Source organism: Actibacterium lipolyticum (genome assembly GCF_900184935.1).
Classification (GTDB): domain Bacteria; phylum Pseudomonadota; class Alphaproteobacteria; order Rhodobacterales; family Rhodobacteraceae; genus Actibacterium_A; species Actibacterium_A lipolyticum.
Window position 1 is genome coordinate 1,477,723 of sequence record NZ_FXYE01000002.1, and the last position, 14,177, is coordinate 1,491,899.

Genomic DNA, 14,177 nt, shown 5'->3' on the forward strand with positions numbered 1-14,177 from the left:
TGACGTCCAGCCCGTTAAGCCTCTTGCAGAACCTGTAAAAACGCCGCGCCAAAACGTTCAGCGCGCCGGTCGCCCAACAAACGTTCAAGCGCGGGCAGGTCACGCGGGCGCATCTCGGCCACCTTTGCCAAAAGCGAGGCCGAACAACTCAGCGGTTTATCAATGCCATCTGGCCCGCGCGACAGGTCAGATTGCACGGCCAGAAGTTGGTCAAACAACGCACCCTTTTCCTGCCCGGCCAACTTGCGCCGCGATGGGTGAACCCGCGCCGCTGTTTCGCCGGTTATAACGGCCAGAAAATCCGCGCCGTAACGTTCCAACTTTTTCGCGCCGACGCCGCTGATACGGGCCATATCGTCCAGTGTCTGAGGGCGGGTTTCGGCCATTTCGATCAATGTGCGATCATTGAAAATGACATAGGCGGGAACCTTCGCCGTTTCGGCAAAGGCGCGGCGTTTGGCCTTTAGGGCCGACAACAGCGGCGCATCCTCGTCAGAGACAAGCGCCTTCACGGCCGGGCGACTGCCACGCGCTTTTTGGATGGTGTCGTTGCGCAGCTCAATCCGCGCCTCGTCCCGCAGGATGGGGCGGGCCGCTTCGGTCATGCGCAACGCGCCGTGGCGTTCGGGGTCGGGGCGCACAAGGTCGTGGCCCATCATTTGCCGGAAAATCGCCTGCCATTGGCGGCGGTCATATTCACGGCCAACGTTAAAGGTTGGCAGTTCGTCGTGCCTGCGGGCTTTGACCTTGTCGGTTTCGTTACCAATCAGGATATCGATCAGGTGTCCCGACCCGAAATATTCGCCCGTGCGCAAAATCGCCGACAGTGCCTTGCGAACAGCCACGGTACCATCAAACACCTCGGCGGGGCGGTCGCACAGATCACATTTGCCGCAAGGTTCCGCCTGTTCACCAAAATAGGCCAACAGGGTTTGACGGCGGCATTTCAACGCCTCGGCCAGCCCAAGCAGCGCATTCAGGCGGGCGTGATCAGCGGCACGGCGTTCAGGTGGGGCAAGGCTTTCGTCGATCTGCGAACGGCGCAGGCGGATATCATCGGGGCCATATAGGGTCAGCGTTTCAGCCGGGGCACCGTCACGGCCCGCGCGACCGATTTCCTGATAATACCCTTCGATCGACTTGGGCAGATCGGCATGGGCGACCCAGCGAATGTCGGGCTTGTCCACACCCATCCCAAAGGCGACCGTGGCAACGACAATCAGGCCGTCTTCTTGTTGGAAACGCGTTTCCACCTCGCGGCGCGGTCCGGCCTCCATCCCGCCGTGATAGTGACAGGCGGAATGCCCAGCCTCGCGCAGGGCACCGGCCAAGCCTTCGGTTTTCGCTCGGGTGCCGCAATAGACGATCCCCGATTGCCCGTTGCGCGCGGCGGCGAAGTCCAAGATTTGACGGCGGGGGCTGTTCTTAACCTCGAACGCCAGATGGATGTTGGGCCGGTCAAAGCCCCGCAGGAATGTTGACGGGGTGACGCCATCAAACAGGCGGTTAACGATTTCAACTTGGGTTTCGGCATCCGCCGTGGCGGTGAAAGCGGCCAGTGGCACATCCAACGCGCGGCGCAGATCACCGATGCGCAAGTAATCAGGGCGGAAATCGTGGCCCCATTGGCTGACGCAATGGGCTTCGTCCACTGCGATGAAACTGACCCCGACCCGCCGCAACAAGTTGAGTGTCCCGCCCGAGGCAAGCCGTTCAGGCGCCATATACAGCAGCTTCAACTCTCCGGCGTCGAGAGCGCGAAACACTTCATCGGTTTCTTCTTCGGTATTGCCAGATGTCAGCGCGCCCGCCGCAACGCCCGCCTCGCGCAAGCCGCGCACTTGGTCCCGCATCAGGGCAATCAGCGGTGAAATCACCACCGTCACCCCATCGCGGCACAGCGCGGGCAATTGAAAGCAAAGGGATTTACCGCCGCCCGTTGGCATAATCGCCAGCGTGTTTTCACCCGCCGTTACGGCATCGACAATTTCAGCCTGCCCGGGGCGAAAGCCCGAGAATCCGAAAATAGCGGCAAGAAGTTCTTCTGCGCGGTTCATTGGGCCTGTGGGATTATTGCTGCTCGATTTTTTCGAACAATCCCACAGGAGGATTCAGGCGGCAAGCCCCTCAGGCAAAGGCGTAGAGGTTATTTCCGATGATAATCCGCAATGCATAGATCGCGACCAGCACAATCAGCGGCGCCAGATCAAGCCCGCCGGTGTTCGGCAACGCGTTTCGAATTGGGCCATAGATGGGTTCTAAAATGCGGTTCAACCCATCCCACAGCTGCGCGACCAGCGGCTGACGCAGGTTCAGAACCTGAAAACTGATAAGCCAGCTCATGATGATATGGGCGATGATGATGAACCAGACGATATCAAGGATCAGAAGCAGGATCTGCATAAGCGATTGCATGGGCGCGGGTCTTTCATTGCCAACAGTTGCGGAACACAGGTAAGGGCACATGCCCCGTGTGGCAACCACCTAACGCAGCGTTCATATTGACGCCGCGCCGCACTGCGGCACGTTGGCCGATAAAGGAGCCGCCCGATGTATCCGTTTATCCGCCTATTCAAAGAAATGATCATTCACCGCAACGCCCCGGCGATGCCTTTGGATGGAACGCATGTATCCCACCACATCTGCTGGCCTTGGGATTTGGACCTGTGGAACGAATTGAACAACGGGCGCACACTGACGCTGTATGATCTGGGACGGATGCCCGCAGCCCGGCGCGTTGGGTTGTTAAAGACCCTAATGCAGCAGAAATGGGGGATGACGATGGCCGGCGTGACTGTTCGGTATCGTCGCCGCGTGCGGATGTTCGACCGGTTGGAAATGCGCACGCGCTTCGTCGGCGCGGACAAAAGGTTTATCTATATCGACCAAACGATGTGGAAAAAGGGCGAATGCTCCAGCCAAGCCGTTTATCGCGTCGCCGTGACGGGGCCGGACGGAATCGTGCCAACAGAAAAGTTGATCGAGGCGATGGGCGCAGAAAAGCTGCCCGATTTGCCCGGCTGGATCCAAACCTGGATAGAAGCAGAAGCGCAACGCCCCTGGCCACCCGCGCGATAAGCCCCCACAAAGCTTGCGCGCCCCTGAATTAACGGGTCATATCGGCCATAACAAAACAGGGGCAAAAGCATGGAACACGTGTCGGCGAAACGGCGCATTTGGGGCTGGTTTTTCTTTGATTGGGCCAGTCAGCCTTATAACACCCTGCTTTTGACTTTCATCTTTGCGCCCTACGTCAAGGAAATGGTCGGTGATGGCTCCCAAGCGCAGGCCGCTTGGGGGTATGGCGTTGGTGCGGCCGGGCTTATCATTGCGTTTCTCGCGCCGGTGCTGGGCGCAATCGCCGACCGGTCAGGTGGCCGGATGCGGTTTATCTGGATCTTCTCTCTTCTTTATGTGGTCGGGTCGGGCGCTTTGTGGCTGGCAACACCGAATGATTTCAACATCACGCTGGTTCTGATCTTTTTCGGGATCGGCCTGATCGGGATGGAATTTGCCACGATCTTTACCAATGCGATGCTGCCGGGCCTTGGCACGAAAAAGGAAATCGGCGGGATTTCCGGCACCGGCTGGGCGCTGGGGTATGTTGGTGGCGTTTTCGCACTGATCCTGATGCTGGCGCTGTTCGCCGAAAGCTCTTCCACCGGGAAAACCCTGATCGGGATCGACCCTATCTTTGGTCTGGATGCATCGCAGCGCGAAGGCACGCGTGCGGTTGGCCCGTTCACCGCTATCTGGTTTGCCATCTTTATGATCCCGTTCTTCATGTGGGTCCGCGAACCGCGCGAGCCTGATGCCCTTACCATCCGTCAGGCTGTTGGCTCTGCCCTGCCCGAACTGCGCCAAACCCTGCGCCACTTGCCCGATAACAAAAGCCTGTTCGCTTATCTTGGGTCGTCCATGTTCTATCGCGATGCGCTGAACGGGATGTATACATTTGGCGGCATCTATGCGGCGGGCGTCTTGGAATGGACGGTCACGGATGTCGGCGTCTTTGGTATCATTGCCGCCATCACCGGCGCGATTTTTGCTTGGTTGGGCGGCAAGGCCGATAACCGTTTCGGCCCCAAGCCAGTGATCATCACCTGCGTTCTGGTTCTGACGGGCGTCGCCATCGCGGTGGTCTTCGTTTCGCGCTCTTCCGTTTTGGGCATCCCGGTTGAGGCGACCTCCAACCTGCCCGACATCGCGTTTTACGTCATCGGGGCGTTGATCGGTGCCGCGGGTGGCGCGCTGCAATCGGCCAGCCGTACAATGATGGTTCGCCAAGCTAACCCCCACCGCATGACAGAGGCGTTTGGCCTGTATGCACTGGCCGGAAAAGCGACTTCGTTCATCGCTCCACTTGCCATTGCGGTGGTGACTGACGTCACGGGAAGCCAACAATTGGGAATTTCTCCCCTCATCCTTCTCTTCCTTATTGGGCTGTTTTTGCTAGTCTGGGTAAAACCAGATGGCGAACGAGCAGAAACATGGTCCGCATCCTAACAACACTCTTCCTTATTCTTGGCTTGGCAAGCACTGCCGGGGCGCAGGAAAAGGCGAACAAGCTTTTTGGGGCAAAGCGTAACGCCTCGGCGCAGGCGCCAGCGGCGATTGGCACCTATGCAAAGGGGTGTGGCGCCGGGTTGGTCGAACTGGCTGAAAACGGCCCGACGTGGCAGGCGATGCGCCTTAGCCGCAACCGCAATTGGGGCCACCCCGATACGATCGCCTTTATCAAACGCCTAAGCGTCGAGGCGCGGCGCCAAGGCTGGGCCGGCCTTTACGTCGGCGATATCAGCCAGCCGCGCGGTGGGCCGATGACGTCTGGCCATTCATCGCACCAAATCGGGCTGGATGCCGATATTTGGCTGCTGCCCCCCAAACGCCTGAACCTGACGCGGAAAGAGCGCGAAGAGATCAGCTCTCTCAACGTGCGCAGCAAGGATCAGCGCAGCGTGAACAGCAACTTCACCCGCGCGCATTACAACATCATTAAGGCCGCCGCGCTGGACCCTGCGGTTGACCGCATCTTCATCACCGCCCCCGTGAAGGTAGAGATGTGCAAAACCGCCAAGCGAAAAGACAAAGCCTGGCTTCAGAAAATCCGGCCGCTTTATGGGCACAACACCCATTTTCACGTCCGCCTGAAATGCCCTGCGGGTTCAAATTTCTGCAAAACGCAGAAACCGACCGTGGCCGAGCTTTCGAACGGCGGTAACGGCTGTGACGAGACGCTGAATTGGTGGGTTACCGATTACCTGAACCCACCCAAAACCACGGCGAAGCCCAAGAAAACGCCCAAAAAGCGCGGAGCGCGCGATTATACAATGGCGGATCTGCCCAACCAATGCGCGCGCGTTCTTTCCTCGCGATAACCCTTGCGATTATCACATCTGCAATTCCTCTGGCAGCGGACCCTGAAAAGGCGACGCTGCTGGGCGAATTCGTCTGGACGATTGAACACGAATCCTTCGGCGGCTTTTCGGGCCTAGAGCTTTCCAAAGACGGCCGCACATTTACCGCCATTTCGGATCGCGGGGCATTCATGACGGGCCAATTCGCCCGCGCAAACGGCGCAATCACGGGTATCGAAAACCTGACGCTGACGCCGATCAAAGACATCAATGGTGGCGCCCTGCCCGAAGACATTACAGACCCAGAAGGGCTGGCCATTCGCAGTGACGGGCGGATTTTCATCTCGTTCGAAGGCTATCATCGGGTCTGGACCTATCGCGACACCGCGTCCGAAGGCGCGTGGCTGCCCCGCCATGCCGATTTCATGGCGATGCAGAACAACTCCTCTCTCGAAGCATTGGCAATCTCACCCGACGGTACGCTGTTCACACTGCCGGAACGTTCAGGACACAAGGCGCGCCCTTTCCCCGTCTACCGGTACCGCCACGGGACATGGACACAGCCGTTCACCATCCCACGTCGCGGCGATTTCCTGCCGGTTGGGGCCGACATCGGGCCCGACGACCGGTTCTATCTGTTAGAGCGCGACTTCCACGGCGTTTTTGGGTTCAGCACCCGCATCAGGCGCTTCACCATTGGGCCGCGCGGCTTTGCCAATGAACAGGAATTGCTAGTCACCGAAGTCGGCCAACATGACAACCTAGAAGGCATCAGCGTGTGGCGCGACGAAGCCGGATTGGTCATGACCTTGCTGTCAGACGACAATTTCCACTGGGCCCAGCACACCGAATTCGTTGAATACCGCGCTGCGGAATAGCTTGATTTAAAGCACAGCGGTGGTTAGCTGAGCCAGCTTCGCCCGATGGGCCGCCAAGTTTCCGCAACCTTGTAAAAACGGATCATAACCATGAACCGCACGATCATTCCCGGCGTAATCGCGATGGCCGCCATCGTCGTGGCCTCTAACATCCTTGTGCAATTTCTGTTCGGCCAATGGCTGACGTGGGGTGCGTTCACCTATCCCGTTGCGTTCTTGGTGACCGACGTGATGAACCGCGTCTATGGCGTTGGCCCGGCGCGAAAGGTTGTGTTCGCTGGGTTCATCGTTGGCGTGATCTGTTCGTTGATCGGCACGCAGATCATGGGCGAATTCGGCCCGCTGGTGACGCTGCGCATCGCGCTTGGATCGGGCATCGCGTTCCTGACCGCACAGCTGTTGGACGTGGCGATTTTCGACCGGCTGCGCGAAGGCGCGTGGTGGAAGGCACCGTTAGCCTCAACGTTTATTGGGTCTTCGGTTGATACGGCGCTGTTTTTCAGCATCGCGTTTTCGGGGGCTTTGACGTTTCTGGAACCGGCCAACGATGTCAGCTGGGCGGGCGAGGCTTTGCCCCTGATTGGGGTCGGCCCGGTGGTGCCTTTGTGGGTTTCGCTGGCCGTGGCGGATTGGCTTGTTAAACTTTCGCTCGCTTTATTGGCACTTCTGCCGTTTCGCCTAATTGTGAAGCGATTAATGGCACGGGTTGCGTAAAAAGTTTTGACAAACACTAAATCTGTGGCACCCTACCTCTAACGGCAACAGCAGAAAGGAGGTGGTCCAGTGTCTAGAGTGATATTGGAGAGAGGTGTCCGAACAGTTGAGGAGGCCGTTGTCTAGACGAACAACCTAGGCAGAACATCCTTGATTGGGCTTTGCTCTAACTGGCCCATCTCCCAACATACTCGAAGGGCTGTCGTTTTCCGGCAGCCCTTTTCGTTTGCAAGAATTCTTGCAAGACTTACAGGTTCACAGGCCCCGTTCTTTAAAGACTTGAAAGCGTAAAATGCCCCTTCGGATTAACGATCAGATAACGATTGAAGACTGGGAACTGACAGAGGCCTTCAGCCGCGCATCGGGGCCGGGCGGGCAGAACGTGAACAAAGTGTCCACCGCCGTGGACCTGCGGTTCGAGGCGGACCGATCCCCCAACCTGCCCGGCCCGGTGAAAAACCGGCTGAAACGTCTGGCCGGTCGGCGCTGGACGAAGGACGGCGCGGTGGTCATTCAATGCGACGAAACCCGCAGCCAAGCCCGCAACCGCGACATCGCACGAGAGCGGCTGGTAGAGCTGATCAGCAAAGCCTTGGTCGCGCCCAAGCGCAGGGTGGCGACGAAACCCACGTTGGGATCAAAGAAACGCCGGTTAAAGGCGAAGAAGGTCCGCGGGGAAGTTAAGGCGTTGAGGGGGCGGGTTGAGGAGTAAGAGGTACAGAGCCAAAATCAGAGACAGGGATCATTGTTCTAAGGAAAATTGTTTATGTTATCTAGCATGCTGAGTGAAATTTCGATTCAGTACATATTTGAGCGCGCAAAGCCATTTGCAGGAAATAAATTCGGAAACTTTGTACGCCACGACCTCCCGATCGAAGCGAAAAAACAACTCATATTTTGGCCCTTTGATCTAAAAGTGAAGTCAAGTGTCGGAGCCGGAAACTGGGCCAGCGTTCCCTGGCTTGGGTTCTTTGATCCTTTAATTACGGAAACCGCGACAAAGGGGTTTTACGTTGTCTATTTGATAAATACGCAGGATCAATCCTACTCGCTCTCAATGAATCAGGGAGCCACAGCTGTTTATGAGGAGTTCGGGCAAAGTCGGGGACGGGATGTTCTAAAACGCCGGGCACAAGACATTGCCGAAAGAGTCCAGGATTTCGCGAGCGGTTTTGACACATCACCCATTCAACTAGGCTCAAAAGAATCTTTGCCACTGGGTTATGAGGCCGGCCATGCATTTGGTCGTACATATCAAGCCAACAAGGTTTCTGAAAATGAGCTGATTGCCGATCTTAAAAACATGCTCTCAGCCTATAGCGCTCTGGTAGATCGAGGTGGAACAGTTCCTACCGATCTCATGCTTGCTGAAGCCGGCTCCCAAGACATAGACGAAACGAGAAGATACATTCTGTCTCGTCGCATTGAGAGATCGAACAATGTTCGACGCGATGTGTTGGCAACGCGCAAAGCGATCTGCGAGGGCTGCGGCTTAAATCCAAAAATCGACTACAAATTCACTGGGCGTGAAGACAACACTCCATTGGATGTACACCATTCAAAGCCACTTCGTGAACTCGCCGAAGGTGAAACTAGACGATACCGGATACCCGACGATTTTCTTGTGCTCTGTCCCAATTGCCATCGGATGATCCACAAACAAAACGACCCGTCCAATCTTCAAGAACTAAAAAATAGGATTGGGTTTCGATACATGCGTGATGTTGCACTTGGCTACTCACCCTAAACCACAACCTCCAACCGTTCCTGTTCCCCTACTCCGAACACGCGTTTGTAGCGGGTGATCTCGTCTGCGGGGCCCATGGCTTTGTTGGGGTTGTCGGACAGTTTCACCGTGGGGCGGCCGTTGGCCGAGACGGCTTTGCAGACCAGTGAGAAGGGCGCCAGCGCGTCGTCGGTGACCAGACCTCGGAAATCGTTGGTCATCAGGGTGCCCCAGCCGAAGCTGACCTTGACCCGCCCGGCGAACCGGCTGTGCAGGTCGACGATTTTGTCAGCGTCCAGCCCATCGGAGAAGATGACCAGCTTTTCGCGGGGATCCTCGCCACGTTCTTTCCACCAGCGGATGGCGGTTTCGGCGCCCTCGGCCGGGTCGCCGCTGTCGATGCGGATGCCTGTCCAACCTGTCAGCCAGTCGGGGGCGTTTCTTAGGAAACCTTCGGTGCCGTAGGTATCGGGCAGGATGATGCGCAGGTTGCCTTCATGCTCGCGCTGCCAATCGGCAAGGACCTGATAGGGCGCTTGGGCCAGTTCGGCGTCGGTTTCGGCCAGCGCGGAATAAACCATGGGCAGTTCGTGGGCGTTGGTGCCGATCGCCTCCACCTCTCGTCGCATGGCGATGAGGCAGTTGGAGGTGCCGACGAACTTATCGCCCAGCCCTTCCAGCATCGCCTGAACGCACCAGTCCTGCCACAGGAAAGAGTGGCGGCGGCGGGTGCCGAAATCAGCGATGCGCAGGGTATCGATGCCACGCAGGCGTTCGACCTTTTCCCACAGCTTGGTCATGGCGCGGGCATAGAGCACCTGAAGTTCGAATTTGCCCATCTGTTGCAGCACAGCGCGCGAGCGCAGCTCCATCAACACGGCGAGGGCGGGGATTTCCCACAGCATCACCTCGGGCCAGTTGCCTTCGAATGTCAGCTCATACTGGCCGTCACGCTTTTCAAGGTGATAGGGCGGCAGTTGCAGGTTTTCGAACCACTGCATGAAGTCCGGGCTGAACATCTGACGCTTGCCGTAAAAGGTGTTGCCGCGCAGCCAGGTGCTTTCGCCGCGGGACAGGCGCAGGGTGCGGATGTGGTCAAGCTGTTCGCGCAGTTCGCCTTCGTCGATCAGTTCGGCAAGGCGGATGGTTTTGGTGCGGTTGATCAGGCTAAAGCTGACCTGCGTGTCGGGTTTGTTGTGAAACACCGACTGACACATCAGCAGCTTGTAAAAATCGGTGTCGATCAAAGAGCGGACGATCGGGTCGATCTTCCACTTGTGGTTATGAACGCGGGTGGCGATATCGACCATTGGAAACTCCCGATCTTGTCGGATCGGTTAAATCAAGCCGATGGCGGGTTTGCAAGGATCGCGCTAATCCAGCACGACGCCTGCGTCCAGCATCGCTTCGCGGGCGTCCTCCAATGACCCATCAAGGTCAATCGCGCGGCAGGCGCTTTCCACGACGGTCACGTTGTAGCCAAGCCGCGCGGCATCCAGCGCCGAATATTGCACGCAGAAATCTGTCGCCAGACCAACAAGCGTAACAGCCGACACCCCGCGCGTGCGCAGGTAACCATCAAGCCCGGTTGGGGTTTCGCGGTCATTTTCAAAGAACGCCGAATAGCTGTCGATCGCGGGGCGGAACCCTTTGCGGATTATCATATCGGCAGGATCTGTGTTCAGGTCCGCATGGAAGGCCGCGCCGGGGGTGCCTTGGATGCAGTGGTCGGGCCACAAGACCTGACCGCCATAAGGCATATCGACGATTTCAAACGGGTTTTTGCCCGAATGCTGGCTGGCAAAGGACGAATGGTTGGCCGGGTGCCAGTCTTGGGTAAACACGCGCACCTGAAATTCTGTCAAAAGCGCGTTGATTTGAGGAATGATGTCATCGCCGCCCGTAACGGCCAACGCGCCGCCGGGGCAAAAGTCATTTTGGACATCAATCACGATAAGGGCGTCATGGGCGGGTCGCATGGGGCACCTCCTGTATCTTTATACCAGAGGTAAGGGGGGTTGCGTCACTTCGTCAATGGCTGGGGCTTGCGGCAAACCCCCGCGCAGGCGTAAGAGAACGCCCATGTTTACAGTTGCAGCCCTATACCACTTTACCCGTTTTGATGACCCGGCCGCCCTGCGTGGGCCGCTGGAAGAGGTGTGTGAGAAGGCGGGAACCACAGGTTCCCTTCTGATCGCCTCTGAGGGGATCAATGGCACCATTTCCGGGTCTCGCGCCGGCATCGATACGGTGCTGGCCTATATCCGCGCCCTGCCCGGTTGCGCAGATCTGGAGTGGAAGGAAAGCACCGCATCCCACGAACCCTTTGGCCGCATGAAAGTGCGCCTGAAGAAAGAGATCGTGACGATGGGCCAGCCCGACGTGGACCCACGGGCCAAGGTCGGCCACTATGTTTCGCCAGACGACTGGAACGAGCTGATTTCAGCCCCCGACGTTGCGGTGATTGATACGCGCAATGATTACGAGGTTCAGATCGGCACGTTTGAGGGCGCGATTGACCCCGGCACAAAATCGTTCCGCGAATTTCCGCAGTGGTGGGATGAAAACAAACACCGGTTCCACAACAAACGCATCGCGATGTTCTGCACCGGCGGTATCCGCTGTGAGAAATCCACGAACTTCCTGCTGGGTCAGGGCGTGGAAGATGTGTTCCACCTGAAAGGCGGCATCCTGAAGTATCTGGAAGAGGTACCGCAGGACGAAAGCAAGTGGGATGGCGAATGTTTCGTCTTTGACGAACGCGTATCGGTTGGCCACGGGCTTACCGAAGGGCCGCACACCCTGTGCCGCGCCTGCCGTCGCCCACTGGCCCCAGAGGATCTGAAACACGCCGATTACGAAGAGGGTGTCAGCTGCCACCAGTGCATCACCGAAAATTCGGACGAACGGCGCGAACGGTTCCGCGAACGCCAGCGCCAGATCGCGCTGTCACATGCCCGCGGTGAACGCCACATGGGTGCGCACAAGGTCAAAGACTGACGCTGGGGCAACTTATGCTGCGCGTGCATCCAAATTGATGTTAGCGCACCCATCGTTGAAAATAGGCGTTTTTATGACATGCAATTGCTGCATGGCGGCAATTCCAGATCGTGGATTGTGCAATTGCAGCAAATCCCTATTTCAGTGTCACAGGAAACGGCGGGACCGTCCCGCAGGACACTTTAGTAGGAAATGGTAAAATGGCTTTAGCCTCTGATATCCGCAACGTTGAAACCGGTCTGGCACACGCTGTCCGCAACGTTATCGACACTGTTCGTGTTGCACGCGCACGCCGCGCTGCTTTCAACACAACATTCCGCGAGCTTTCGGCGCTGACTGATCGTGATCTGGCTGACCTCGGCATCCACCGTGGTGAGATTACACGTATCGCACGCGAAGAAGCTGCGCTCGTCTAACATTCGGTTGGCGCATCTTGCAGCCAACCGTCTTATGAAAATCGCCCGGCGCGCCTAGTGCGTACCGGGCGATTTCTTTTTGTGGGCCTCGTTTCCCACAAGCATCTGAACCCCCACACATAATTCCGCGTGCCATGGCGATTCGAACCAAGTTGCCCTGTGGCCGCTGGGCCACGCCGCTTGACCCATCCTGTGCAATCGCCTTGGCTGGTCTTAGCTTCTTGTAATTTCGACCTGCGACCACTATTCATATATTAAATCATGAATGTGAAAGTAACCTTCCGTGCGATTTACAGCTTTGAAACCGTTCGAACGCTACCTGCCGATCTTGGATTGGGGGAAGACGTATAACCGCGATGCGCTGACCAATGACATGGTGGCGGCTGTGATTGTGACGATCATGCTGATTCCGCAATCGCTGGCCTATGCCCTGTTGGCGGGCCTTCCCGCCGAAATGGGGCTTTACGCCTCCATCCTACCGCTTGTGGCCTATGCGATTTTCGGAACCTCGCGCGCCTTGGCCGTGGGGCCGGTGGCGGTGGTTTCGCTGATGACGGCGGCGGCTGTGGGCAATCTGGCCCTGCAAGGCACCGCTGAATACGCGGCGGCGGCGATCACACTGGCGTTTCTTTCGGGACTAATCCTGCTGATTATGGGGTTTTTCCGGCTGGGGTTCTTGGCGAATTTCCTTAGCCACCCGGTGATTGCGGGCTTTATCACGGCTTCGGGCATCATCATCGCGACCAGCCAGTTAAAGCATATTCTTGGCATCAACGCCTCGGGCCACAATCTGGCCGAGCTGGTGCATTCCATCTTTACCCATCTGAACGAGATCAGCATCTGGACGCTGATCATCGGCGTCACCTCTACGGCGTTTCTGTTTTGGGTGCGCAAAGGGTTGAAGCCGATGCTGCTGAACGCCGGGCTAAAGCCGCGCATGGCAGAGATTTTGGCCAAGGCTGGCCCGGTTGGCGCGGTTGTTGTGACCACGCTGGTGACATGGATGTTCGGCCTGCAAAACCACGGCGTCGCCATCGTTGGGTCGGTTCCGCAGGGGTTGCCGCCGCTGACCGTGCCAAAATTCGACGCCGATGTCTGGACCAGCCTGTTCGGCTCTGCCGTGTTGATTTCGATCATCGGCTTTGTTGAATCCGTGTCCGTTGCGCAAACGCTTGCCGCGAAAAAGCGCCAGCGGATCGTGCCAGATCAGGAGCTGATTGGCCTTGGCGCATCAAACATCGCGGCCTCTGTCAGCGGTGGGTATCCGGTTACGGGCGGCTTTGCGCGGTCGGTTGTGAACTTTGATGCGGGTGCTGAAACGCCGGCTGCTGGTGCGTTTACCGCGATCGGAATTGCGCTGGCCGCGCTGGCGCTGACGCCGCTGTTGTTCTTCCTGCCCAAGGCGACCTTGGCCGCGACGATCATCGTTGCTGTGCTATCGCTGGTCGACTTTTCGATCCTGAAAACCACGTGGAACTATTCAAAGGCCGATTTCGCCGCCGTTGCCGCGACGATTCTGCTGACGCTGGGCTTTGGTGTTGAAACCGGGGTTTCGGCGGGGGTTCTGCTGTCGATCTTTTTGTTCCTTTACCGCACCTCGCGCCCGCATATCGCCGAAGTGGGTCTGGTGCCCGGAACCGAGCATTTCCGAAACATCGAACGGCACAAGGTCGAAACCAATCCGGCCATCCTGACGATCCGCGTGGATGAGAACCTGTATTTCGCCAACGCGCGTTTCTTGGAGGATTACCTTTACGACCGCGTTGTGGGCGATTGCGATCTGAAACACGTTATCCTGATGTGTTCGGCCGTGAATGACATCGACACATCCGCGCTGGAATCGTTAGAGGCAATCAACCACCGCCTTCAGGACATGGGAATCACCCTGCACCTATCCGAGGTGAAAGGCCCTGTGATGGACCGGCTGGGGCGCTCTCATTTTCTGCATGATCTGACGGGGAAGGTGTTCCTTTCGCAGTTCGGCGCGGTGAAAGAGCTTTCGGCTTGAACGAACGTCGCATTGAAACGGCGGCACGTTGTCGCGATACCTTCGGATTAGGCCATAAGTATTGGTGAATCGTTTGAC

General features: G+C 57.6%; 14 protein-coding genes. 10 read left to right on the forward strand and 4 right to left on the reverse strand.

The genetic code is table 11. The annotated features are described in order from the left end of the window. Positions 1–14: 14 nt before the first annotated feature. Positions 15–2,057 carry a DNA helicase RecQ gene (recQ, locus tag COL8621_RS15820; protein WP_093968242.1) on the reverse strand — a complete coding sequence of 681 codons (2,043 nt, stop codon included), beginning with the start codon at positions 2,055–2,057 and terminating at the stop codon, positions 15–17. A 70-nt stretch (positions 2,058–2,127) separates the two neighbouring features. After that, complete coding sequence (locus tag COL8621_RS15825; RefSeq protein ID WP_093968243.1) at positions 2,128–2,415, reverse strand: YggT family protein; 288 nt, start codon at positions 2,413–2,415, stop codon at positions 2,128–2,130. Positions 2,416–2,550: 135 nt separating this feature from the next. Between COL8621_RS15825 and COL8621_RS15830 the strand changes: the two genes are divergently transcribed. The 7 genes from COL8621_RS15830 to COL8621_RS15860 all read left to right on the forward strand — a co-directional run bounded on the left by COL8621_RS15830 (position 2,551) and on the right by COL8621_RS15860 (position 8,696). Beyond that, positions 2,551–3,078 (forward strand): acyl-CoA thioesterase, encoded by a 528-nt coding sequence (locus COL8621_RS15830; RefSeq protein WP_093968244.1) that lies wholly within the window; start codon positions 2,551–2,553, stop codon positions 3,076–3,078. A gap of 69 nt (positions 3,079–3,147) precedes the next feature. After that, a complete protein-coding gene (locus COL8621_RS15835) occupies positions 3,148–4,506 on the forward strand; it encodes an MFS transporter (protein ID WP_093968245.1) in 1,359 nt (452 codons plus the stop codon). Further along, on the forward strand, positions 4,491–5,378 hold the full coding sequence (mepA, locus tag COL8621_RS15840) for a penicillin-insensitive murein endopeptidase (protein ID WP_093968246.1): 888 nt from the start codon (positions 4,491–4,493) through the stop codon (positions 5,376–5,378). The genes COL8621_RS15835 and mepA overlap by 16 nt, the downstream gene beginning before the upstream one ends. Then, positions 5,351–6,235 (forward strand): esterase-like activity of phytase family protein, encoded by an 885-nt coding sequence (locus COL8621_RS15845; protein ID WP_093968247.1) that lies wholly within the window; start codon positions 5,351–5,353, stop codon positions 6,233–6,235. Before mepA ends, COL8621_RS15845 begins: the two co-directional genes overlap by 28 nt. A gap of 90 nt (positions 6,236–6,325) precedes the next feature. Beyond that, positions 6,326–6,949, forward strand: a complete 624-nt coding sequence (locus COL8621_RS15850; RefSeq protein WP_093968248.1) for a queuosine precursor transporter — start codon at positions 6,326–6,328, stop codon at positions 6,947–6,949. Between the two features lie 292 nt (positions 6,950–7,241). Next, on the forward strand, positions 7,242–7,661 hold the full coding sequence (gene arfB, locus COL8621_RS15855) for an alternative ribosome rescue aminoacyl-tRNA hydrolase ArfB (protein WP_093968249.1): 420 nt from the start codon (positions 7,242–7,244) through the stop codon (positions 7,659–7,661). Between the two features lie 54 nt (positions 7,662–7,715). Then, positions 7,716–8,696: an MrcB family domain-containing protein gene (locus tag COL8621_RS15860; RefSeq protein ID WP_093968250.1), complete on the forward strand. Its 981-nt coding sequence runs from the start codon at positions 7,716–7,718 to the stop codon at positions 8,694–8,696. Here the strand turns inward: COL8621_RS15860 and pncB are convergent. Beyond that, positions 8,693–9,985: a nicotinate phosphoribosyltransferase gene (pncB, locus tag COL8621_RS15865; RefSeq protein ID WP_093968251.1), complete on the reverse strand. Its 1,293-nt coding sequence runs from the start codon at positions 9,983–9,985 to the stop codon at positions 8,693–8,695. The two genes, COL8621_RS15860 and pncB, sit on opposite strands and share 4 nt — an antisense overlap. Before the next feature lie 63 nt (positions 9,986–10,048). After that, entirely contained in the window at positions 10,049–10,654 is a 606-nt protein-coding gene (pncA, locus tag COL8621_RS15870; protein ID WP_093968252.1) for a bifunctional nicotinamidase/pyrazinamidase, read from the reverse strand. A 103-nt stretch (positions 10,655–10,757) separates the two neighbouring features. Here pncA and trhO point away from each other — a divergent pair, with 103 nt between their 5' ends. The 3 genes from trhO (at position 10,758) to COL8621_RS15885 (ending at position 14,099) form a co-directional block, all read left to right on the forward strand. After that, on the forward strand, positions 10,758–11,675 hold the full coding sequence (gene trhO / locus COL8621_RS15875; RefSeq protein WP_093968253.1) for an oxygen-dependent tRNA uridine(34) hydroxylase TrhO: 918 nt from the start codon (positions 10,758–10,760) through the stop codon (positions 11,673–11,675). A 200-nt stretch (positions 11,676–11,875) separates the two neighbouring features. Beyond that, a complete protein-coding gene (locus COL8621_RS15880) occupies positions 11,876–12,091 on the forward strand; it encodes a DUF1127 domain-containing protein (RefSeq protein WP_093968254.1) in 216 nt (71 codons plus the stop codon). A gap of 283 nt (positions 12,092–12,374) precedes the next feature. Then, on the forward strand, positions 12,375–14,099 hold the full coding sequence (locus tag COL8621_RS15885) for a SulP family inorganic anion transporter (protein WP_235823908.1): 1,725 nt from the start codon (positions 12,375–12,377) through the stop codon (positions 14,097–14,099). Positions 14,100–14,177 lie beyond the last annotated feature (78 nt).